Origin of the sequence: Falsirhodobacter sp. 20TX0035 (genome assembly GCF_028307215.1) — a bacterium.
In the GTDB taxonomy this organism is placed as follows: Bacteria; Pseudomonadota; Alphaproteobacteria; order Rhodobacterales; family Rhodobacteraceae; genus Falsirhodobacter.
The window spans coordinates 141,381-161,653 of the sequence record NZ_JAQMHV010000002.1; the positions used below are offsets into that span (position 1 = coordinate 141,381).

18 protein-coding genes are annotated in these 20,273 nt (G+C 68.0%); 16 read left to right on the forward strand and 2 right to left on the reverse strand.

Features of this window, described 5'->3' with window-relative positions:
* Positions 1-40 precede the first annotated feature (40 nt).
* Genes PIJ50_RS04715 through PIJ50_RS04725 form a run of 3 tightly spaced genes read left to right on the forward strand, consistent with a single transcriptional unit; the run spans position 41 to position 3,229 of the window.
* A complete protein-coding gene (locus tag PIJ50_RS04715; protein ID WP_271973182.1) occupies positions 41-1,561 on the forward strand; it encodes a GumC family protein in 1,521 nt (506 codons plus the stop codon).
* 14 nt (positions 1,562-1,575) lie between these two features.
* Positions 1,576-2,364, forward strand: a complete 789-nt coding sequence (locus tag PIJ50_RS04720) for a CpsD/CapB family tyrosine-protein kinase (protein WP_271973183.1) — start codon at positions 1,576-1,578, stop codon at positions 2,362-2,364.
* Positions 2,351-3,229, forward strand: coding sequence for a glycosyltransferase family 2 protein (locus PIJ50_RS04725; RefSeq protein ID WP_271973184.1), 879 nt, complete (start codon positions 2,351-2,353; stop codon positions 3,227-3,229). Before PIJ50_RS04720 ends, PIJ50_RS04725 begins: the two co-directional genes overlap by 14 nt.
* 2 nt (positions 3,230-3,231) lie before the next feature.
* Here PIJ50_RS04725 and PIJ50_RS04730 read toward each other — a convergent pair whose 3' ends face one another.
* Complete coding sequence (locus tag PIJ50_RS04730; protein ID WP_271973186.1) at positions 3,232-4,143, reverse strand: LysR family transcriptional regulator; 912 nt, start codon at positions 4,141-4,143, stop codon at positions 3,232-3,234.
* 164 nt (positions 4,144-4,307) lie between these two features.
* Between PIJ50_RS04730 and chvE the strand changes: the two genes are divergently transcribed.
* From chvE to PIJ50_RS04765, 7 genes are read left to right on the forward strand one after another with little or no spacing between them, the layout of a single operon-like run.
* On the forward strand, positions 4,308-5,339 hold the full coding sequence (chvE, locus tag PIJ50_RS04735) for a multiple monosaccharide ABC transporter substrate-binding protein (RefSeq protein ID WP_442900710.1): 1,032 nt from the start codon (positions 4,308-4,310) through the stop codon (positions 5,337-5,339).
* A gap of 49 nt (positions 5,340-5,388) precedes the next feature.
* Entirely contained in the window at positions 5,389-6,927 is a 1,539-nt protein-coding gene (gene mmsA / locus PIJ50_RS04740) for a multiple monosaccharide ABC transporter ATP-binding protein (RefSeq protein ID WP_271973188.1), read from the forward strand.
* Positions 6,911-8,092, forward strand: a complete 1,182-nt coding sequence (gene mmsB / locus PIJ50_RS04745; RefSeq protein ID WP_271973190.1) for a multiple monosaccharide ABC transporter permease — start codon at positions 6,911-6,913, stop codon at positions 8,090-8,092. Before mmsA ends, mmsB begins: the two co-directional genes overlap by 17 nt.
* 5 nt (positions 8,093-8,097) lie before the next feature.
* Complete coding sequence (gene araD1, locus PIJ50_RS04750; protein ID WP_271973192.1) at positions 8,098-9,057, forward strand: AraD1 family protein; 960 nt, start codon at positions 8,098-8,100, stop codon at positions 9,055-9,057.
* Positions 9,054-9,812, forward strand: a complete 759-nt coding sequence (locus PIJ50_RS04755) for an SDR family NAD(P)-dependent oxidoreductase (RefSeq protein WP_271973193.1) — start codon at positions 9,054-9,056, stop codon at positions 9,810-9,812. Before araD1 ends, PIJ50_RS04755 begins: the two co-directional genes overlap by 4 nt.
* Positions 9,809-11,554: an L-arabinonate dehydratase gene (araD, locus tag PIJ50_RS04760; RefSeq protein WP_271973195.1), complete on the forward strand. Its 1,746-nt coding sequence runs from the start codon at positions 9,809-9,811 to the stop codon at positions 11,552-11,554. The genes PIJ50_RS04755 and araD overlap by 4 nt, the downstream gene beginning before the upstream one ends.
* A 14-nt stretch (positions 11,555-11,568) precedes the next feature.
* Positions 11,569-12,438 carry an SMP-30/gluconolactonase/LRE family protein gene (locus tag PIJ50_RS04765; protein ID WP_442900711.1) on the forward strand — a complete coding sequence of 290 codons (870 nt, stop codon included), beginning with the start codon at positions 11,569-11,571 and terminating at the stop codon, positions 12,436-12,438.
* Between the two features lie 4 nt (positions 12,439-12,442).
* Here the strand turns inward: PIJ50_RS04765 and PIJ50_RS04770 are convergent, their stop codons facing one another.
* Positions 12,443-13,102: a GntR family transcriptional regulator gene (locus PIJ50_RS04770; protein WP_271973198.1), complete on the reverse strand. Its 660-nt coding sequence runs from the start codon at positions 13,100-13,102 to the stop codon at positions 12,443-12,445.
* Between the two features lie 231 nt (positions 13,103-13,333).
* Between PIJ50_RS04770 and PIJ50_RS04775 the strand changes: the two genes are divergently transcribed.
* The 6 genes from PIJ50_RS04775 to PIJ50_RS04800 are packed head-to-tail and all read left to right on the forward strand — an operon-like array spanning position 13,334 to position 20,195.
* Positions 13,334-14,569 carry an NRAMP family divalent metal transporter gene (locus PIJ50_RS04775; protein ID WP_271973199.1) on the forward strand — a complete coding sequence of 412 codons (1,236 nt, stop codon included), beginning with the start codon at positions 13,334-13,336 and terminating at the stop codon, positions 14,567-14,569.
* A gap of 10 nt (positions 14,570-14,579) precedes the next feature.
* Entirely contained in the window at positions 14,580-15,344 is a 765-nt protein-coding gene (locus PIJ50_RS04780; protein ID WP_271973201.1) for a LamB/YcsF family protein, read from the forward strand.
* Positions 15,341-16,111 (forward strand): putative hydro-lyase, encoded by a 771-nt coding sequence (locus PIJ50_RS04785; protein ID WP_271973202.1) that lies wholly within the window; start codon positions 15,341-15,343, stop codon positions 16,109-16,111. Before PIJ50_RS04780 ends, PIJ50_RS04785 begins: the two co-directional genes overlap by 4 nt.
* A complete protein-coding gene (locus PIJ50_RS04790; RefSeq protein ID WP_271973203.1) occupies positions 16,108-17,682 on the forward strand; it encodes a 5-oxoprolinase subunit B/C family protein in 1,575 nt (524 codons plus the stop codon). Before PIJ50_RS04785 ends, PIJ50_RS04790 begins: the two co-directional genes overlap by 4 nt.
* Entirely contained in the window at positions 17,679-19,442 is a 1,764-nt protein-coding gene (locus PIJ50_RS04795) for an acetyl/propionyl/methylcrotonyl-CoA carboxylase subunit alpha (protein WP_271973204.1), read from the forward strand. Before PIJ50_RS04790 ends, PIJ50_RS04795 begins: the two co-directional genes overlap by 4 nt.
* Before the next feature lie 48 nt (positions 19,443-19,490).
* Positions 19,491-20,195, forward strand: a complete 705-nt coding sequence (locus PIJ50_RS04800) for a FadR/GntR family transcriptional regulator (RefSeq protein ID WP_271973206.1) — start codon at positions 19,491-19,493, stop codon at positions 20,193-20,195.
* Positions 20,196-20,273 lie beyond the last annotated feature (78 nt).

A 20,273-nucleotide genomic window follows, 5' to 3' on the forward strand; every position in this document is an offset into this window, starting at 1 on the left:
CGTTCCCTGGCCATCCGGCCCCGTGCAGAGGTTTCGCCCCATGAACGCGATCCAGTTCTACCTGTCCCGGTTCCTGCGGCGGCTGCCGCTGTTCTTGGGCATCCTGGCCCTTGTGGGGGGGCTTGCCCTGTTTGTCGCGTTGCGGCTTCCGGCCTCCTATGCCAGCCATGTGCTGCTGGTGGTGGAAGGCGCGCCGATCCCCACGGAACTGGCGCAGGCCACGGTGCAGACCCCGGCCGAAGAACGGTTGCAGATGATCCAGACCCGCCTGATGACGCGGGCGAACCTTCTGCAGACCGCGCGCGACCTGAAGGTGTTCGAGGATATCGAGGCCATGACCCCCGACCAGATCGTGGCGGCCATGGTCGCGGCCACCACGATCAAGACCAGTTCAGGCCGGGGGCAGGCCAACCAGATGACCCTGTCCTTTGAGGCGTCGAGCGCCGAGATCGCGGCCGGCGTCCTCAACCGGTATCTGGAGCTGATCCTGAGCGCGGACACGAAGGTCCGTTCGTCCCGCGCGGCGGAAACGCAGCAGTTCTTCCAGCAGGAGGTCGCGAGGCTGGAGCAGGATCTGGCCACGCGCAGCGCCGCCATCGTCGATTTCAAGCGCGACAACATCGACGCGCTGCCCGAGAACTTGGAGATGCGGAACAACCTGCAGGCCGCCAACGCTGCCCGCCTTCAGGCCATCGCGCTGGAACGCCGGGAACTGCAGGAACAGCGCAAGCAGATGGTCGACCTGTTCCGGGCCACCGGCCGCGTCGCGGGCAGCAACGAGACGCGCTCGGCGCGCGAGGAGAAGGTGGAGGAGCTGGAGATGCAGCTGTCCGATCTTCTGGCCGTCTATCCCGAGGACAACACGCTGGTCCGCGTCACGCGCGACCGCATTGCCGCGCTGAAATCCGTGACGGGCGGCACGGAGGAGGGGGTGAGCCCCGCCGAAGCCGTGCTGAACATCCAGCTGGCCAGCCTAGATGCGGGCCTTGCCAACCTGGACGAGGAAACCGCGCGGCTGGAGGAGGCCCAGACGAAGCTGGCCGAAGGCATCGCCCGCACGCCGGTCAACGCCATCGCGCTGGAAGGGCTGGAACGCGATTACAGCAACGTGCAGGCCCGCTATGTCGCGGCCTCCAGCGGCCTGTCGCAGGCCGCGACGGGTGAACGGATGGAGATCATGTCGCGCGGCGGCCGCATCTCGGTGGTGGAGCAGCCGAGCGTGCCGAGCAAGCCGACCCGCCCGAACCGCAAGCTGATCGCGGCGGGCGGGATCTTCCTGGGCGTGGTCCTTGGCGTGGCCGCCATCGTGCTGTTGGAAATGCTGAACCGCACCGCGCGCCGTCCGGCCGACATCGTGAACCGGCTGGGCATCATGCCGATCGCGACCATCCCCTACATGCCCTCGGTCCGGGAGGCGGCGCGCCAGCGGACCGTCCGGTTCGGGCGCAGCTTCGCGGCCCTTGCGGGCGTGGTCGTCCTGCTGGTGGGCCTGCACCTTTTCTACAAGCCGCTGGACCAGATCGCCCTGCGCGTGATGAGCACCATCGGTTTCCGCGGATAACATCGGAGAGTTTCATGGACGGATCACTGGACGCACTGGCCCGCCTTCGCGATCTTCAGGGCACCGCCGAGATGGACCCCCGCAACCTGTTGTGGTCGCAGCTTCCCGATCTGGAACGCAAGGTGGACCGGCAGGTGCTGACGGAGGCGCGGGTCTTCACGCTGGTCGGCACGCGCGAGGCCGCACCCTACGACCTGCTGCGCACCAAGGTGCTGCAACTGTGCCGCACGAACGGGTGGAAGCGGCTGGCGGTCGTGTCCGCCTCGCCCGCCGAGGGGAAGTCGCTGACCTCGCTAAACCTTGCGTTTTCCATGGCACGGCAGTCGGAACTGCGGATTATGCTCTATGACGCGGACCTGCGGCGGCCCGCCTGCGCGCCCCGGGTGGGACTGCCGGAGGCGGGGAACCTCGGCTCCGTCCTGCGGCACGAGGTGCCGTTCGAGGATCACGCCGTCCGCTTCGGCGACAACCTGATCCTGGCGCTGAACGGCCGTCCGCAGGCGGCGGCGTCCGAACTGCTGCAAAGCACGCGGACCGAAACCCTGATCACGGCGGTGGAGGCGGCGTATCGCCCCGACGTAACCGTGTTCGACATGCCGCCTTTGGGTGCCGCCGACGACACCCACGGCTTCCTGCGTCATGTGGACGCCGCCCTGATCGTCATCGCGGCCGAGGAGACGCCGCTCAAGAAGCTGGACATCATCGAGCGGCAGGTGGCCGCGCTGACGAACGTGGCGGGCATCGTGCTGAACAAGTGCAAATACGCCGACGATCTTTATGGGATGGATTATGGCTATTACTGAGGCACCGGCGGCCTCGGTCATCATTCCGCATCACAACGACACGCGGCGTCTGCGCACGTGCCTTGCGGCGCTGGTGCCGCAACTGGCCACCGCCCCGCAGCCGGTGGAAGTGATCGTCGCCGACAACAACTCCTCCGAGGATCTGGGCGCGATCCGGGCCGAGTTTCCGCAGGTGCGGTTTTTGCTGGAGACCACGCCGGGGGCGGCGGCGGCGCGGAATGCGGGCGTGGCGGCCTCGGCCGCGCCGCGGTTGTTCTTTCTGGACGCCGATTGCGTGCCTGCCCCGGACTGGCTGGCCGTGGCACTGGCCCTTCCGGCGGGTGACATGATGATCGGCGGGCGTGTGACCGTGTTCGACGAAACGCCGGGCCCCCGTTCGGGCGCGGAGGCGTTCGAGACGGTCTTCGCCTTCCCACAGGAGGTTTATGTCCGGCAGGGATTCTCGGTTACCGCGAACCTTCTGACCACGCGGGCGGTGTTCGACGCTACAGGTCCCTTTGACCCCCTGAAGTCCGAGGATCAGGATTTCTGCCACCGCGCCGGGCGCAAGGGCTTTCCGATCCAGTACCGCCCCGATCTGGTGGTGGCCCATCCGACGCGCAGTGACTGGGCCGCCCTGCAAAGGAAGTGGCGGCGCATCACGGACCAAAGCTTCATGGTCAACGGCACCGGCCCCGGCAGGCGGGCGCGATGGGTCCTGCGCGGCGTGGCCGTGGCCGGATCGGGATTGATCCACATGGGCCGCGTGCTGCGCCACCCCGCGCTGAACGGGGCCGAGCGCCGTCGCGGGGCCGCGACGCTGCTGAAGCTGCGGCTGTGCCGCGCCGGCTGGATGTGGCGCGCCGCGGCCTTCCCGAGGCGCTGACCTCAACCTTTCAGTTCGGACAGAAGCAGGGCCTTCAGACGCTGGGCCAGCGAGGACAGCGTCCGGTTCCGCATCTCGATCAGGTAATAGGGCGGCACGACGACCGCTTCCGCCAGATCGAGGCTGGCATACCCCGCCCCGTCCGCTGCGGTGAACAGGGTCACCACCTCTTGCGCCAGGGGCGCGATGGCGTTGGATTCGGACAGCAGCGCCATCATCAGCAGGACCGAACTGGTGGTGATGATGTTGGCGGGGGGCAGGGCGCCGCGCAGGGCCATCGCCTCCTCCACCGCCTGACGGATGGGGGCGGGGTGTTCCTGGATGATCCATTCGTGCCGGGTCAAGGAGGTCAGGGGGATGTCGCGCAGGGTGGCCAGCGGATGGTCGCGCCGGGTGAGGAAGCTCACCGTCTCGGTTCCCGCGGGGTGCAGGACGAAGTCGCGGCGGGGAAGGTCGGTCGGCAGGCGGGCGATGACGAAATCGAAATCGCCCGACATCAGCCCGCGCATCAGCGCGGCCGACGGCGCCACCTCCACCGCGATCTGCGCGTCGGGGGCCATGCCGCGCAACTGCCAGATCGCGGGAACGAGGTAGCCGACCGCCGGTCCGGTGACCGAACCGACGCGCACGCTGCCGCTGCGGCCCAGATGCAGCTGCTCCACCTCGGACGACAGGTCGTGCATCTCTACCGTCATGGCGTGGGCGTGGCGGGCAAGGATGCGGCCCATGGGCGTCAGCGTCATGCCCTTGGGGTTGCGCTCGAACAGGGGCGCGCCCACGATCTTCTCGATCTCGGCCAGCATGCGGGACGCGGCGGGCTGGGTGAGGGCGAGGATGGAAGCCGCGCGCTGCAACTGCCCGTGTTCGGCGATGGCCGCCGTCAGGCGCAGCTGTTTCAATGTGAGGTTGAACATGTTCGGCTTCATGCACCATACCAAAACCGGCATACCGATCGCCGTCAATGTAATTTGATTGCTATGACGGATTTCGCCACTCTGCCTTCAGGAACCCGGTCGGGGAGGACCGGGCGTGTTGGAGGACATCCATGAAACGGAAGTTGTTCGCGGCCGCGGCCGTGATGAGCGTGTCGCTGTTTGCCCTTGAGGCGGCGGCGCAGGACAAGGGCCTGGTCGGCATCGCCATGCCCACGAAATCCTCGGCCCGCTGGATCGACGACGGCAACAACATGGTCAAGGCGCTGCAGGAGGCCGGCTACGAGACGGACCTGCAATACGCCGAGGACGACATCCCGAACCAGCTGTCGCAGATCGAGAACATGATCGTGAAGGGCGCGGACGTCCTGGTCATCGCCTCCATCGACGGCACGACGCTGTCGAACGCGCTGGAAAACGCCGCCGCCGCCGAGATTCCGGTCATCGCCTATGATCGCCTGATCAACGGCACCGAAAACGTCAGCTACTACGCCACCTTCGACAACTTCCAGGTGGGCGTGCTTCAGGCCACCAGCCTCGTGAACGGGCTAAAGGAGCGCTTCCCGGACGTGAAGCCGTGGAACGTCGAGCTGTTCGGCGGCAGCCCGGACGACAATAACGCCTTCTTCTTCTACAACGGCGCGATGTCGGTGCTGCAACCGATGATCGACGACGGGTCGATCGTGATCGGGTCGGGCCAAACGGGCATGGAAACCGTCGGCACGCTGCGTTGGGACCCGGCCGTGGCGCAGTCGCGCATGGACAACATCCTGTCCGCCGCCTATTCGGACAAGCAGGTCAACGGCGTGCTGTCGCCCTATGACGGGCTGTCGATCGGGATCCTGTCCTCGCTCAAGGGCGTGGGCTACGGGTCGGACGACATGAAGATGCCGATCGTGACGGGGCAGGACGCCGAAGTGCAGTCCACCAAGTCGATCCTCGCGGGCGAGCAGTATTCCTCGATCTTCAAGGACACGCGCGAACTGGCCCGTGTCACCGTGGGCATGGTCGACGCCGTTCTGTCGGGGACCGAGCCCGAGATCAACGACACCGAAACCTACAACAACGGCGTGAAGGTCGTCCCGTCCTACCTGCTGGAGCCGGTGGCCGTGGACAAGACCAACATCGAGGAGGTCCTGATCGGGTCCGGCTACTACACCGAAGACCAGATCAAGTGACGCCGGCGGCCCCGTCCGCTGCGGGCGGGGCACCCTTCGGGAGACAGCTATGACAGCCATCATGGAGATGCGGGGGATCACCAAGACGTTCCCCGGCGTGAAGGCGCTTGACGACGTGAACCTGGTCGTTCAGCCGGGCGAGATCCACGCGATCTGCGGCGAGAACGGTGCGGGCAAATCCACCCTGATGAAGGTGCTGAGCGGGGTCTATCCCCACGGAAGCTATGACGGCGAGATCCTGTTCGAAGGTCGGCCCATGGCGTTCCGCGGCATTCAGGACAGCGAAGAAAAAGGCATCATCATCATCCACCAGGAGCTGGCGCTGGTCCCGCTCCTGTCGATCGCGGAAAACATCTTCCTGGGCAACGAGGTGGCCACGAACGGCCATATCGATTGGCCCGAAACCTACAAGCGGACGTCCGACGTGCTGGCCAAGGTCGGCCTGCGGGAACCGGCCAACATCGCCGTGGGCAAGCTGGGCGTGGGCAAGCAGCAGCTGGTGGAGATCGCGAAGGCCCTGTCCAAGCGCGTGAAGCTGCTGATCCTGGACGAGCCGACCGCCAGCCTTCAGGAAAACGACAGCGAAACGCTGCTGAACCTGATGCTGGAGTTCAAGGCGCAAGGCATCACGTCCATCATCATCTCGCACAAGCTGAACGAGATCCGGCGCGTCGCGGATTCGGTGACGGTCCTGCGGGACGGGCACACCGTGTCCACCATGAGCGCGCCGTTCTCGGAAGAACAGATCATCCGCCAGATGGTCGGCCGCGACATGAACAGCCGCTTCCCGGACCGCGTGCCCAACATCGGCAAGTTGCTGCTGGAAGTGGACCACTGGTCCGTCCGCCATCCCGAACACGCCGAACGCATGGTGGTGCGGGACGTGTCCTTCAACGTCCACGCGGGCGAGATCGTGGGCATCGCGGGCCTGATGGGCGCCGGCCGGACCGAGGTCGCGATGAGCGTCTTCGGCCAGAGCTACGGCCTGAAGACCGGCGGCACCGTGAAGATGGACGGGGTGGAGGTCGACACTTCCAACGTCCGCCGCGCGGTGGCGGCGGGGCTGGCCTACGTGACCGAGGATCGCAAGGGCCTGGGCCTGATCCTGGAGGATCCGATCCTGCGCAACACCACGCTGTCGGCGCTGCCGAAGGTGTCGCGGAACGGCGTTCTGGACACCGGCGCCGAACGCCAGGTGGCCGAGGATTATCGCCGCGCCATGGCCATCCGCACGCCCGGCGTGTTCCAGAAGGTCATGAACCTGTCGGGCGGCAACCAGCAGAAGGTGGTGCTGTCCAAGTGGCTGTTCACCGATCCGAAGGTGCTGATCCTCGATGAACCGACGCGCGGCATCGATGTCGGCGCGAAGTTCGAGATCTATGCCATCATCAACGATTTGGCCGCGCAGGGCCGGGGCGTCGTCGTCATCTCCTCGGAGATGCCGGAGCTGCTGGGCCTGTGCGACCGCATCTATGTCATGAACGAAGGGGCGTTCGTCGGCGAGCTTGCACGCGAGGACGCGTCGCAGGAGCGCATCATGTCGATGATCGTCAAGGGTAAGGAAGAACATCATGGCCGCGTCGCCTGAAGCGCCCGGACTGGGCAGCTATTTCCGCAACAACCTGCGCGAATACGGAATCCTCGTCGCGCTGGTCGTGATCATGGGGTATTTCCAGTTCGCCACCGGCGGCGTTCTGATGCGCCCCGTCAACCTGACGAACCTGTTCCTGCAGAACAGCTACATCATCATCATGGCCTTGGGCATGCTGCTGGTGATCGTGTCGGGCCATATCGACCTGTCGGTGGGCTCCGTCGCGGGCTTCGTGGGGGGGCTTGCCGCCGTCATGCTGGTGCACTGGCAGTGGCCGGTGGCGGTCGTGATCCCGGTCTGCCTGATCGCGGGGGCCGCCATCGGTGCCGCGCAGGGCTACTGGATCGCCTACTGGAAGATCCCGTCCTTCATCGTGACGCTGGCGGGCATGCTCGTCTTTCGCGGCCTGGCCCTGTGGTGGCTGGAAGGCGCGTCGGTCGGTCCGTTCCCGCGCAGCTTCCAGGCGCTGTCCACGGGCTTCGTGCCGGACCTGTTCGGCGTGGGCAAGCCCAACGTGACCGCGCTGGTGCTGGGCTGCCTTGCGGCCGCGACGCTGGTGTACCTGTCGGTCCGCGCCCGCGCCCGCCAGAAGAAATACGGGATCGAGGATGAGCCTTTCGTCATCTTCGCCGTGAAGAACGCGATGATCGTCTTCGCGCTGGTCTTCATCTCGTACCTGCTGGCGACCTATCGGGGGCTGCCGAACGTGCTGATCACGATGGCGGTGCTGATCTCGGCCTACACGTTCCTGACGCAATCTACGACGCTGGGACGCCGCATCTATGCCATCGGCGGGAATGAGAAGGCGGCCAAGCTGTCGGGCATCAACACCGAACGGCTGACCTTCCTGACCTTCGCCAACATGGGGATGCTGGCGGCGCTGGCGGGCCTTGTCTTCGCGGCCCGTCTGAACACGGCCACGCCCAAGGCGGGCGTCGGCTTCGAGCTGGACGTGATCGCGGCGGTGTTCATCGGCGGCGCGTCGATGTCGGGCGGCGCGGGCAAGATCGTGGGCGCGGTGATCGGCGCCTTCATCATGGGCGTGATGAACAACGGGATGTCGATCCTCGGCATCGGCATCGACTATCAGCAGGTGATCAAGGGCCTCGTGCTGCTGGCGGCCGTGATCTTCGACGTCTACAACAAGAACCGGCAGGGGTAAGGCACATGCATCTGAGCCAACTGAAGGCCGGCGGCGTCGTCGTCCGCAACCACGACGCCACCCGGCTGATCCCCGGCGCGACCCTCTTCGATCTGGCGGGCGAGGCGATCCGCTCCGGCCGGTCCCTTCTGTCCGTGATCCCTGAGGGTGGAGAGGCGGTGGATCTGCCCGCGCTGGCCGCGCAAGGAAAACTGGACGTGCCGCTGCGCCATCCCGAACCCGCGCGCATGTTCCTGACCGGGACCGGCCTGACCCACACCGGGTCGGCCAGCGCCCGCGACGCGATGCACGCGACCGAGGGGCTGTCGGACAGCATGAAGATGTTCCGCATGGGCCTGGAAGGCGGCAAGCCCGCGCAGGGCGTCGGCGTGCAGCCCGAATGGTTCTACAAGGGAACGGGGGCGCAGGCCGTGGCGCCGGGCGATCCCCTCACCTCGCCCGCTTTCGCGCTGGACGGGGGAGAGGAGCCGGAGATCGCGGGCTTCTACATCATCGCGTCGGACGGCACGCCGCACCGCGTCGGCTTCAGCCTAGCCAACGAGTTTTCGGACCACGTGACGGAACGGATCAACTACCTGTTCCTTGCGCATTCGAAGCTGCGCCCCGCCTCCTTCGGGCCGGAGCTGCTGGTGGGCGACCTGCCGCCCGACATCCGCGGCACCTCGCGCATCCTGCGCAACGGCGCCCCGATCTTCCAGGCGGAGTTCCTGTCGGGCGAGGCGAACATGAGCCATACGATCGCCAACCTGGAGCACCACCACTTCAAGTACGCGATCTTCTGCCAGCCGGGCGACCTGCACGTGCACATGTTCGGCACGGCGACCCTGTCCTTCGCCCAAGGGGTGCAGACCGAACCCGGCGACGTGTTCGAGATTTCGGCCCCGGACTTCGGCCTGCCCCTGTCCAACCCCTTGGCGGCCGGAAGGGAGGACGCGACGCGGCCCGTCGCCGTTTCGGTGCTGTGACGGGGCATTATCCCGATCTGGCCGGACGGGTGGTCCTGATCACGGGCGGGGCCACCGGCATCGGCGCCGCCATGGTGGAGGCGTTCGCCCGTCAGAACGCCATCGCCTGCTTTGTCGACATCGCGGAAACGGAGGGCCGCGCCCTGTCCGCCCGCCTGTCGCGCGAAGGCGTCACGGCCCCCTTCGCCCGCTGCGACCTGACGCGGACGCGGGACCTGCAATCGGCGATCCTGTCCTTTGCGCGGGATCATGGCCCGATCTCGGTCTTGATCAACAACGCGGCGAACGACCGGCGCCACACGCTGACGGACCTGACGCCCGGAGGCTTCGACGCGCTGATCGCCGTCAACCTGCGCCACCAGGTGTTCGCCGCCCAAAGCGTGGCCCCCATGATGCGCGAGGCGGGGGGCGGGTCGATCATCAACTTCGCCTCCATCGCGTGGATGATCGGGGGGGCGGAATATCCGGTCTATGCCGCGGCGAAGGCCGGGGTGCACGGCTTGACGCGGGCGCTGGCCCGTGAACTGGGTCGGGACCGCGTGCGCGTCAACACAATCAGCCCCGGCTGGGTGATGACCGACCGCCAGCGCCGCCTGTGGCTGGACGACGCGGGCCGCGCCCGCATCGCGCGCAGCCAAGCGCTGCCCGACGAACTTCTTCCCGAGGACATCGCCCAGATGGCCCTGTTCCTTGGTTCCAACGCGTCGCGCATGTGCTCGGCGCAGAATTACACAGTAGACGGAGGCTGGACATGACCGGCTTTACACCCAAACCCTGGCCCCGGCCGCTGCGGTCGCAGCATTGGTACGGCGGCACCTCGCGCGATACGATCTATCACCGCGGGTGGATGAAGAACCAGGGCTACCCGCACGACCTGTTCGACGGCCGCCCGGTGATCGGCATCCTGAACACGTGGTCGGACCTGACGCCCTGCAACGGCCACCTGCGGGAGTTGTCGGAAAAGGTGAAGGCCGGCATCTGGGAGGCTGGCGGCTTTCCGGTGGAGGTTCCGGTCTTTTCCGCGTCGGAAAACACCTACCGCCCCACGGCCATGATGTACCGCAACCTGGCCGCCATGGCGGTGGAGGAGGCGATCCGCGGCCAGCCGATGGACGGCTGCGTGCTTCTGGTCGGCTGCGACAAGACCACGCCCAGCCTGATCATGGGCGCGGCCTCGGTCGATCTGCCGTCCATCGTGGTAACGGGCGGGCCGATGCTGAACGGCTATTTCCGCGGCGAACGTGTCGGGTCGGGCACGCATCTGTGGAAGTTCTCCGAAATGGTTAAGGCCGGAGAGATGACGCAGGCCGAGTTCCTGGAGGCCGAGGCGTCGATGTCGCGGTCGTCGGGCACCTGCAACACCATGGGCACGGCCAGCACGATGGCGTCGATGGCCGAGGCGTTGGGCATGGCCCTGTCGGGCAACGCGGCCATTCCGGCCGTGGACAGCCGCCGCCGCGTGATGGCGCAGATGTCGGGCCGCCGCATCGTGCAGATGGTGAAGGACGACCTGAAGCCGTCCGACATCATGACCCGCGACGCGTTCGAGAATGCGATCCGCACCAACGGCGCCATCGGCGGATCGACCAACGCGGTTATCCACCTTCTGGCCATGGCGGGCCGGGTGGGCCTCGACATCGGGCTGGACGACTGGGACCGGCTGGGCCGCGACGTGCCGACGATCGTGAACCTGATGCCGTCGGGCAAGTACCTGATGGAGGAGTTCTTCTATGCCGGCGGCCTGCCCGTCGTCATCAAGCGGCTGGGCGAGGCGGGGCTGCTGCACAAGGACGCGCTGACCGTGTCCGGCCACTCCATCTGGGACGAGGTACAGCACGTGATCGGCTATGACGGCGACGTCATCCTGCCGGTGACCCAGCCTCTGGCGCCCCATGGCGGCATCGCGGTGCTGAAGGGCAACCTTGCGCCGAAGGGCGCGGTCCTGAAACCCTCGGCCGCCAGCGCGCACCTGATGCGGCATCGCGGCCGCGCGGTGGTGTTCGAGGATATCGACGATTACAAGGCCAAGATCAACGACGAGGCGCTGGACATCGACGAAACCTGCGTGATGGTCCTGAAGAACTGCGGCCCCAAGGGCTATCCCGGCATGGCCGAGGTGGGCAACATGGGCCTTCCGCCCAAGGTGCTGCGCAAGGGCATCACCGACATGGTGCGGATTTCGGACGCGCGGATGTCGGGCACGGCCTATGGCACCGTGGTCCTCCACACCTCGCCCGAGGCGGCGGTGGGCGGGCCGCTGGCGGTGGTCCGCGATGGCGACATGATCGAGCTGGACGTGGAGGCGCGTCGCCTGCATCTGGACATCCCGGACGAGGAGTTGGCCGCGCGTCTGGCCGCATGGCAGCCGCTGGTCGAACCCCCGGCGGGTGGATATGCCCACATCTTCCACGCCCACGTGCAGGGCGCCGACACGGGGGCCGATTTCGACTTCCTGCGCGGATGTCGCGGTTCGGCGGTGGGCAAGGACAGCCATTGACGGCAAACGGGGGGATGTCGATGATCCACAGCCACACGCGTTGCGAACTGGGCGAGGGCGCTTTCTGGCATCCCAAGCGCGCCGAGTTCTTCTGGTTCGACATCCTTTCGCACCGGTTTTACGGCGAAGGGCGGCACTGGGACTGGGACGAGCCCGTTTCGGCCGCCGGCTGGATCGACTTGGACCGCCTTCTGGTCGCCTCGGCCAGTGCGCTGTGGGTGCTGCATCTGGGCACGGGCCACCGGCACCGCGTGCAGGATCTGGAGGCGGACCGTCCCGACACGCGCAGCAACGACGGCAAGGCCGATCCTTGGGGCGGGTTCTGGATCGGCACCATGGGCCGCAAGGCGGAGGCCGGGCAGGGCGCCATCTACCGCTGGTATGGGGGAGAGCTGCGCCGGCTGCACGGCGGGATCACGATCCCCAATGCGATCTGCTTCGACGCACCCGCGCGTGTCGGTTACTTCGCGGACACGGCGGCGCAGACGGTGTTCCGCCAATCGCTCGACCCCGCGACCGGCTGGCCGGTGGGCGAGCTGCAGGTGTTTCTGGATCTGACGGACCAGGGCCTGTTCCCGGACGGCGCGACGGTGGACGCCGAGGGCCGGCTTTGGCTGGCCCAATGGGGCGCAAGCCGGGTCGCCTGCTATGGCCCCGACGCCGGGTATCTAGGAGAGGAGCGCTTCCCCGCCACCCAGATCTCCTGCCCCGCCTTTGGCGGCGTGGACATGACGGAACTGTTCGCGACCTCGGCTTTGGAAGGCATGGACGAGGAGGCGCGGGCCGATGAACCCCATGGCGGCAAGACGTTCCGCCGCACCGCCCGCCTGAACGACCAGCCCGTGCGGGGGGTGCCCGAACCGGCGGTTGTTCTGCAGGGCTGACGGCTCACCCCCCCGTCAGGCGGGCAAAGGCCGACATGAGGTTGCGTTCGGAAACGTCCAGATAGCGCTCCAGTTCGGCGGCGGCGGCCGCGCTGTCCCCCGCCTCCAGCTGCCGCAGGATGTCGCGGTTGCGCTGGATATAGGGGGCGTGCAACTCCTCGGGGCTGCCCAGAAGGCCGAAGGCCAGCCGCATCTCGGCCACCACCTGCGCAAAGAACCGATTCAGCCGCGGGCTGTCGGCCAAGGACACGATGGCGGTGTGGAACTCCATGTTGGCGCTGCCTACGCCACGCCAGTCACCCTGCGCTTGCGCGCCCTCGGCCCGGTCCACCGCCGCGTGCATCTGCGCCACGGCGGCGTGCCGGGGCCAGCCTTGCGCCAGCGCCGGAACCTCGATCAGCCGGCGCACGCGGTAGATGTCAAGGATGGCGGCCATCGACGGCGTGGCCACGAACACCCCCCGGTTCGGTTCGTGCCGCAGCAGCCCGTCGCGCGTCAAAAGGCGGAACACCTCGCGCAGCGTGTTGCGCGAAATTCCCAGTTCGGCGGCCAGACGCGTTTCCGACAGGCGCAGGCCGGGTGTCAGTTCGCCCCCGATGATCCGGTCGCGCAGGGCAAGGGCCACCTGTTCGGCCAGGCCGGGAAGAAGGTCGTGCGCGGTCATGTCCGTCCCCGATGTCATCCCCCCGCAGATAACGCGGATCGGGGGACAGGGCCACGGGGGATCACGCTTTTCCTTCTGCCCGTTTTGTCATCACCCTGACACGGCTTTCATCATTCAGGCCGAAAAATCGTTGAACAATACCGTGGCGTATGTAGTGTCAGGTTGCGGTCCCACGGGGAGGGGGATCTGTGTGGCCGCAATACCGCAGACATCCATCAGGGAGAGATTTCGATGAGCGGCGACGCGACCACACCTTCCGCCAGCAGCGCGACGCTTCGCGGCTCGTTCATGGCGGCGATTTTCCTTATGGCGACATCCGCCATCGGGCCGGGCTTCATCACCCAGACGGCGACCTTCACCGCACGGTTGGGCGCGGCGTTCGCCTTCGCGATCCTCGCCTCCATCGTTATCGACTTCGTGGTGCAGCTGAACATCTGGCGCATCACCGCCCTGACCCGCCGCCGCGCCGCCGAAACGGCCAACGCGGCGCTGCCGGGGGCGGGCTATCTTCTGGCGATCCTTGTCATCATCGGCGGGCTGGCCTTCAACGTGGGCAACATCGCGGGCGCGGGCCTTGGCCTCAACGCGCTTCTGGGGCTGGATCCGAAGATCGGCGGCGCGCTGTCGGCCTTGCTGGCGATCGGGATCTTCCTGTCGGCCCGCGCGGGAGTGCTGCTGGATCGCATCATCATTGTCCTTGGCATCGTGATGATCGTGCTGACCGTGTTCGTGGCCTTCGTCTCCGGCCCTCCGGTGGGTGAGGCGCTGCGCCAGACCGTCCTGCCCGACACCATCGACTTTGCCACCATCACCACCATCGTGGGCGGCACCGTGGGCGGCTACATCACCTATTCCGGCGCCCACCGCCTGATCGACAAGGGCCTGACGGGGCCGGAGCATCTGCCCGCCGTCACCCGTGCCGCGCTGACGGGCATCGCGGTGACCGGCCTGATGCGCTTCGTGCTGTTCCTTGCCATCCTTGGTGTGGTCGCCAGCGGCGTGACGCTGGACCTGTCCAGCCAGACGGCGAACCCGGCCGCGCAAGCCTTCAGCCATGCGGCGGGAGAGGTCGGCCTTCGCATCTTCGGCCTGGTGTTCTGGGCGGCGGCCATCACCTCGGTCATCGGGGCGGCCTACACGTCTGTCAGCTTCCTGCCGGTGTTCCGGCCGATGACGGACCGCGCGCGCAACATCGCGACCGTGATCTTCATCGCCGTGTCGCTGGCGGTCTATCTGGCGATGACCACGCCCCCGGCCGCGATCCTTGTCTTCGTCGGCGGGTTCAACGGGCTGATCCTGCCCATCGGCCTGACCATCTTCACCTGGATCGGCTTTGCCCGTTCCGACCTGATGGGCGGGCACCGCTACAACCGTCCGCTGCTGGTGGCCAGCGCGCTGGTCTGTGCGCTGACCTGGTACATGGGCTATAAATCCGTCGGCAACATCTTCGCCTTCATCGGCCTGTAAGGAGGACCCCATGGCACCGCATATCGACCTGAACAGCGATCTGGGCGAAGGCTACGGCGCCTGGAGCATGGGCGACGATCCCACCATGCTGGGCATCGTCAGTTCCGCCAACGTCGCCTGCGGCTTTCACGCGGGCGATCCCGCGGGGATCCTGCAGACGCTGCGGCAGGCGGTGGAACGCGGTGTCGTGGTGGGGGCCCATGTCTCCTATCCCGACCGGGTGGGGTTCGGGCGCCGCAACATGGACGTGACGTCGGCGGAACTGACGGCCGACGTGATCTACCAGATCGGCGCGCTTCAGGGGCTGGCGCAGGCGGCGGGCACGCGTGTGCGCTATGTGAAGCCGCATGGCGCGCTCTATAACACCATCGCGGCCGATGCGCGGCAGGCCGATGCGGTGATCGCGGGGATGCTGGCGGTCGATCCGTCGCTGGTGATGATGGGGCTGGCCGGGGCGCCGATCCTGGACCGCGCCCGTGCGGCCGGCCTTCCGGTCGTGGCCGAAGCGTTCGCCGACCGCGCCTACACGTCCGAAGGCACGCTGGTGTCGCGGAGAGAGACCGGGGCCGTCCTGCACGATCCGGACACGGTGGCCGCACGCATGCTGCGGCTGGCGGCCGAAGGCGTGATCGAGGCGATCGACGGCTCCACCCTTGAACTTCAGGCCGACAGCATCTGCATCCATGGCGACAGCCCCGGCGCGGTCGCCATGGCGCAGCGCGTGCGCGAGGTTCTGGTGCAGGGCGGCGTCGCCATCCGGAGCTTCGCAGGATGACCTCGCTTGACGCCCGAATGGCGTGCCGCGAGGGGCTGGTGGCCCCGACCGCCGGAATGGCGCCCGGTTTCACGCAGTGCAACATGATCTCCCTTCCCAAGGACTGGGCGTGGGACTTTCTGCTTTACGCCCAACGCAACCCGAAGGCCTGCCCGGTGCTGGACGTGACGGAGGCGGGGCGCTTCGACACCGTTCTGGCCGAAGGCGCGGATCTGCGCCGCGACCTGCCGCTGTATCGCGTCTGGCGCGACGGCCGGCTGGCCGAGGAGGTGCCCGACGCCACCTCGGCCTGGGCCGAGCATCCGGACCTCGTCACCTTTCTGATCGGCTGTTCCTTCACCTTTGAAACCCCGCTGCAGCAGGCGGGGATTGAGGTGCGGCACATCGCCCAAGGCTGCAACGTGCCGATGTATGCCACCAACCGCGCCTGCCGCCCGGCCGGGCGAATGCACGGGCCGATGGTCGTGTCCATGCGCCCGATCCCGGCGGACCGCGTGGCGGACGCCGCCACCATCACCGGCCGTTACCCGGCGGTGCACGGCGCGCCGGTGCATGTGGGCGATCCGGCCTCGCTTGGCATCGCGAACCTGTCGCGCCCCGATTTCGGTGACGCGGTAAAGGTGCGGGAGGGTGAGATCCCGGTCTTCTGGGCCTGCGGCGTCACCCCACAGGCGGCCGTCATGGCCTCGGGCGTGCCGTTTGCCATCACCCATGCGCCGGGCCACATGTTCGTCACCGACATTCCGGACACGCGGTGGCAGGTATGAGCGCGACCTTCCTGCCCGTGGGGCCCCGCACCCTTCTGGTCGAGCTGGCCGATCTGGACGACACGCTGGTCCTGTTCGACGCGCTGAACGCCAACCCGGTGGAAGGCGTGGCCGAGATCGTGCCCGCCGCCCGCACGCTGATGGTGCGCACGAAGGTGAGATATGCGGCCGACGCGGCGCTGGCCGCCGCGATCCTGGCCCGCCAGCCACCGCCCGGAACCGCGCCGCCCGAAAACACCGCGCCCGTGATCGAACTGCCCGTCACCTATGACGGTGAGGATCTGGCCGAGGTGTCGCGCCTGATGAACCTGCCGGTGGACGAGGTGGTCGCGGCGCATCAGGCGCTGGTGTGGCAGGTGGCCTTCTGCGGCTTTGCCCCGGGTTTCGCCTACATGACCTGCGACGATCCGCGCTTTGACGTGCCGCGCCGATCCTCGCCCCGCACGAAGATCCCGCCGGGTTCCGTGGCGCTTGGCGGCCGCTTCTCCGGCATCTATCCGCTGGAAGCGCCGGGCGGCTGGCAGCTGATCGGGCGCACCGACGTGCCGATGTTCGACCTGTCCCGCGATCCGCCGGCGCTGCTGGCCCCGGGCCAGCGGGTGCGCTTTGTGGAGCGCGCCGCCGTTCCCCGCGCCGCCGCACCGCCGCCTGCCGTAGCCACCCGTGGCCTGCATGTCGCGGCCACCGCCTTTCCGATCACGCTTCAGGACGAAGGCCGTCCGGGGCAGGGCGGACAGGGGGTTTCGGCCTCCGGCGCGCTGGATGTGGGCAGCCTGCGCCGCGCCAACCGGCGTGTCGGCAACCCGTCGAACACGGCGGTGCTGGAGATCACGCTGGGTCCGGTGCGCCTGACCGTGGACGAACCCGTGACACTGGCCTTGGAAGGCGCCGCCGACCGGGCGGAGATCGAGGCGGACGGCCGGCGCATCCCGGTCGACCTGTCCCGCCCCTTCGCTCTGGACGCGGGCGAAACGCTGGTCCTGCCGCCGCCCGCACGCGGGATGCGCAGCTATTTGGCGGTGCGCGGCGGGTTCGGGGTGGCGCCGGTGATGCACTCCGCCTCGCGCGACACGCTGGCGCATATCGGGCCGGAGCCGCTGGTGACCGGAAGCGTTGTGCCGTTCGGCCACGCGCCGGCCGGGGCGGTGGACGCCGCGCCCGCCCCTCGGCCCGTTCTTCCGGTGGCGGGGGAGGTTGTGGAGATCCCTGTGACTCTTGGCCCCCGCACCGACTGGTTCGAACCCGATCAGGTGGAACGGTTCCTGACGCAGGACTGGACGGTCTCTCCGCTGTCCTCCCGCGTTGGGATGCGGCTGGAGGGGGCGGAGCCCCTGACCCGCGGCCCCCGCGAACTGCCGTCCGAGGGGACGGAAACAGGCGCGATCCAGATCCCCCATTCCGGCCAGCCCGTGTTCTTTCTGGCCGACCACCCCCTGACCGGCGGCTATCCGGTCATCGCGACGGTGCATCCGGACGCGCTGGATCTGGCCGCTCAAATCCCGCCGGGCGCGCGCATCCGCTTTGTCGCGCAGGACCCCTTCGCCCCTATCACGCCCAAGGCCGCACCATGACCCTTTTCATCGACACCCCCGACCCGCGCCCGATCCGCCGCATTCTGATCGCCAATCGCGGGGAAATCGCGCTTCGGATCATCCGCGCCTGCCGGGACGAAGGGATCGCCTCGGTCGCGATCTATGCCGATGCCGACCGGGACGCGCTGTTCGTGCGCGCCGCGGATGAGGCTTATGCCCTGAACGGCGACACGCCCGCCGACACCTATCTGAACGCGGCGAAGATCCTCGCGGTGGCCGCCACGGCGGGCGCGGACGCGGTGCATCCGGGCTATGGCTTCCTCTCCGAACGCGCGGATTTCGCGCAGGCGGTGCTGGACGCGGGGCTGGTCTGGATCGGCCCCGACCCGCAGGTGATCGACGCCCTGGGCGACAAGATCGAGGCGCGTCGGATCGCCGAAGCCGTGGGCGCCCCCCTTGTGGCCGGATCGCCCGGTCCGGTGACAGCAGCAGAAGCGCTAGCCTTTGCGCGCGATCACGGCCTGCCCCTGGCGATCAAGGCGGCCCATGGCGGCGGCGGGCGCGGCATGAAGGTCGCTTGGCGGCTGGAGGAGGTGGAGGAGCTGTTCGGCAGCGCCACGCGCGAGGCGGTCACGGCCTTTGGTCGGGGCGAATGCTTTGTCGAACAGTTCCTGAACCGGCCCCGCCACATCGAGGCGCAGGTTCTGGCGGACTGCCACGGCACGGTGAAGGTGCTGGGCACGCGCGACTGCTCGCTTCAGCGGCGCAACCAGAAGCTGGTGGAGGAAGCGCCGGCGCCCTTCCTTGCCCCCGAGATGACGCAGCGCATCCTGGATGCCGCCCGCGACGTCTGCGCCAAGGCGGGCTACAGCGGTGCCGGCACGGTGGAGTTCCTGCTGTCCGAAAACGGCACCCTGTCCTTCCTGGAGGTCAACACCCGCCTTCAGGTCGAGCACCCCGTGACGGAGGAGACGACGGGCATCGACCTTGTCCGCGCGATGATCCGCGTGGCGGCGGGCGCGCGGCTGGTGGATGACACGACGCCGGCCCCGCGCGGCCATTCCATCGAATTCCGCATCAACGCTGAGGATCCGGCGCGCGGCTTCCTGCCCACGCCCGGTCCGGTCACGCTGTGGGATGCGCCTTCCGGCCCCGGCGTGCGGATGGACAGCGGCGTGAGCACGGGCGGTCAGGTGGCGGCCAGTTTCGATTCCATGATGGCCAAGCTGATCGTGACCGGCGCCACGCGCGACGAGGCGCTGGCCCGCGCCGCACGCGCTTTGGCCGAATTTCGGGTGGAGGGCGTGGCCACGGTCATCCCCTTCCACCGCGCAGTGCTGCGCCAGCCCGACTTCCGGGCCGAGAACGGCGACTTCCGCGTCCACACCCGCTGGATCGAGACGGATTTCGCCGAAACGCTGGCCGCCGAACTGGCGGCGCATCCCCGTGTCACCCCGGCGCAGGGCACCCCCCTGCTGCGCGTCGCGATCGAGATCGACGGGCGGCGGCATGAACTGGGGCTGCCGCAGGGGCTTCTGTCCGCCCTGCCCAGCGGGCCCGCGGCTTTGGACGCCGCCCCCATGCCGGCCGAAGGCACGGTCACGGCGCCCGTGTCCGGCACGCTGAGCCTTTGGCAGGTGGAGGATGGTGCCGAGGTGGCGGAAGGCGACGTCATCGCCGTGATGGAGGCGATGAAGATGGAGACCCGGATCGAGGCGCCGAAGGCGGGTCGGGTGGAGCGTCTGGCCGCGCAGGGCGACCTTCTGGCCTTCGACGCGCCCCTTGCGCGCATCGTCTGACCGGGGACGTGGATTGACTTGGGCGGGGTGCGGAACGATCCTGCGCGGATGACCGACATCGACGACTGGCTGACCGCACCCGCCCCGTTCCACCGCAAGAACGCCGCCGAGCTTGTGTTCGAGGAGCTGCGCGACGCCATTCTGGCCGGGCGGTTCCCTGTGGGCAGCCGCCTTCCGTCCGAAACGCGTCTGGCGCTGAAATACCGCGTCAGCCGCCCCATCGTGCGTGAGGCGTTGCGGTCCTTGCAGACGCTGGGCCTGACGCAGACCCGGACCGGCAGCGGCACCTATGTGCTGGCGCCGCCGGACCGCAGCTATGGCCGCTATTCCGCGCGCGATCTGGCCGAAGCCCGCCCCTGCGTGGAGGTTCCGGCGGCGGGCCTTGCCGCGCTGCGCCGCACCGGTGATCAGCTGGCCGGCCTTCTGGCGCTGTGCGAGCGGATGGAGCGTGAGGAGGATCACGACCTCTGGGTGCGGCTGGATTCCGATTTTCATGCGCTGATCGCGGAAAGCTCGCAGAACGCCGTCTTCGCCGGGGTGGTGGCGGATGCGCGGGAATCCTTGATGCGGCAATCCAGCCTTCTGAACGTGATGGAGGCGCGGCGCGACGCCTCCAACATCGAGCACCGCGTCATCGCCGAGGCGATCCGCGACGAGCGGCGGGAGGCGGCCGAAACGGCAATGCGCGATCATCTGGACAAGGTGGGGCAGGTGGTGGCGCGCCTTGGGACCGGCGCGCTGCGCGAGGGCTGACCTCCATTTTCCTTGACGCCAAACGTCCCCCTTTCTACAGGAAACCTGTCATGCAGCTTTGCAGGAACACCTACGCCG

What these genes read in the sequence shown, in the direction of transcription:
- PIJ50_RS04780 (WP_271973201.1), top strand. Translation starts at nt 14,580, where the DNA reads ATGGCACCGCATATCGACCTGAACAGCGATCTGGGCGAAGGCTACGGC.
- mmsA (WP_271973188.1), top strand. Translation starts at nt 5,389, where the DNA reads ATGACAGCCATCATGGAGATGCGGGGGATCACCAAGACGTTCCCCGGC.
- chvE (WP_442900710.1), top strand. Translation starts at nt 4,308, where the DNA reads ATGAGCGTGTCGCTGTTTGCCCTTGAGGCGGCGGCGCAGGACAAGGGC.
- araD (WP_271973195.1), top strand. Translation starts at nt 9,809, where the DNA reads ATGACCGGCTTTACACCCAAACCCTGGCCCCGGCCGCTGCGGTCGCAG.
- PIJ50_RS04725 (WP_271973184.1), top strand. Translation starts at nt 2,351, where the DNA reads ATGGCTATTACTGAGGCACCGGCGGCCTCGGTCATCATTCCGCATCAC.
- araD1 (WP_271973192.1), top strand. Translation starts at nt 8,098, where the DNA reads ATGCATCTGAGCCAACTGAAGGCCGGCGGCGTCGTCGTCCGCAACCAC.
- PIJ50_RS04785 (WP_271973202.1), top strand. Translation starts at nt 15,341, where the DNA reads ATGACCTCGCTTGACGCCCGAATGGCGTGCCGCGAGGGGCTGGTGGCC.
- PIJ50_RS04715 (WP_271973182.1), top strand. Translation starts at nt 41, where the DNA reads ATGAACGCGATCCAGTTCTACCTGTCCCGGTTCCTGCGGCGGCTGCCG.
- PIJ50_RS04800 (WP_271973206.1), top strand. Translation starts at nt 19,491, where the DNA reads ATGACCGACATCGACGACTGGCTGACCGCACCCGCCCCGTTCCACCGC.
- mmsB (WP_271973190.1), top strand. Translation starts at nt 6,911, where the DNA reads ATGGCCGCGTCGCCTGAAGCGCCCGGACTGGGCAGCTATTTCCGCAAC.
- PIJ50_RS04775 (WP_271973199.1), top strand. Translation starts at nt 13,334, where the DNA reads ATGAGCGGCGACGCGACCACACCTTCCGCCAGCAGCGCGACGCTTCGC.
- PIJ50_RS04765 (WP_442900711.1), top strand. Translation starts at nt 11,569, where the DNA reads ATGTCGATGATCCACAGCCACACGCGTTGCGAACTGGGCGAGGGCGCT.
- PIJ50_RS04790 (WP_271973203.1), top strand. Translation starts at nt 16,108, where the DNA reads ATGAGCGCGACCTTCCTGCCCGTGGGGCCCCGCACCCTTCTGGTCGAG.
- PIJ50_RS04770 (WP_271973198.1), bottom strand. Translation starts at nt 13,102, where the DNA reads ATGACCGCGCACGACCTTCTTCCCGGCCTGGCCGAACAGGTGGCCCTT.
- PIJ50_RS04795 (WP_271973204.1), top strand. Translation starts at nt 17,679, where the DNA reads ATGACCCTTTTCATCGACACCCCCGACCCGCGCCCGATCCGCCGCATT.
- PIJ50_RS04730 (WP_271973186.1), bottom strand. Translation starts at nt 4,143, where the DNA reads ATGTTCAACCTCACATTGAAACAGCTGCGCCTGACGGCGGCCATCGCC.
- PIJ50_RS04720 (WP_271973183.1), top strand. Translation starts at nt 1,576, where the DNA reads ATGGACGGATCACTGGACGCACTGGCCCGCCTTCGCGATCTTCAGGGC.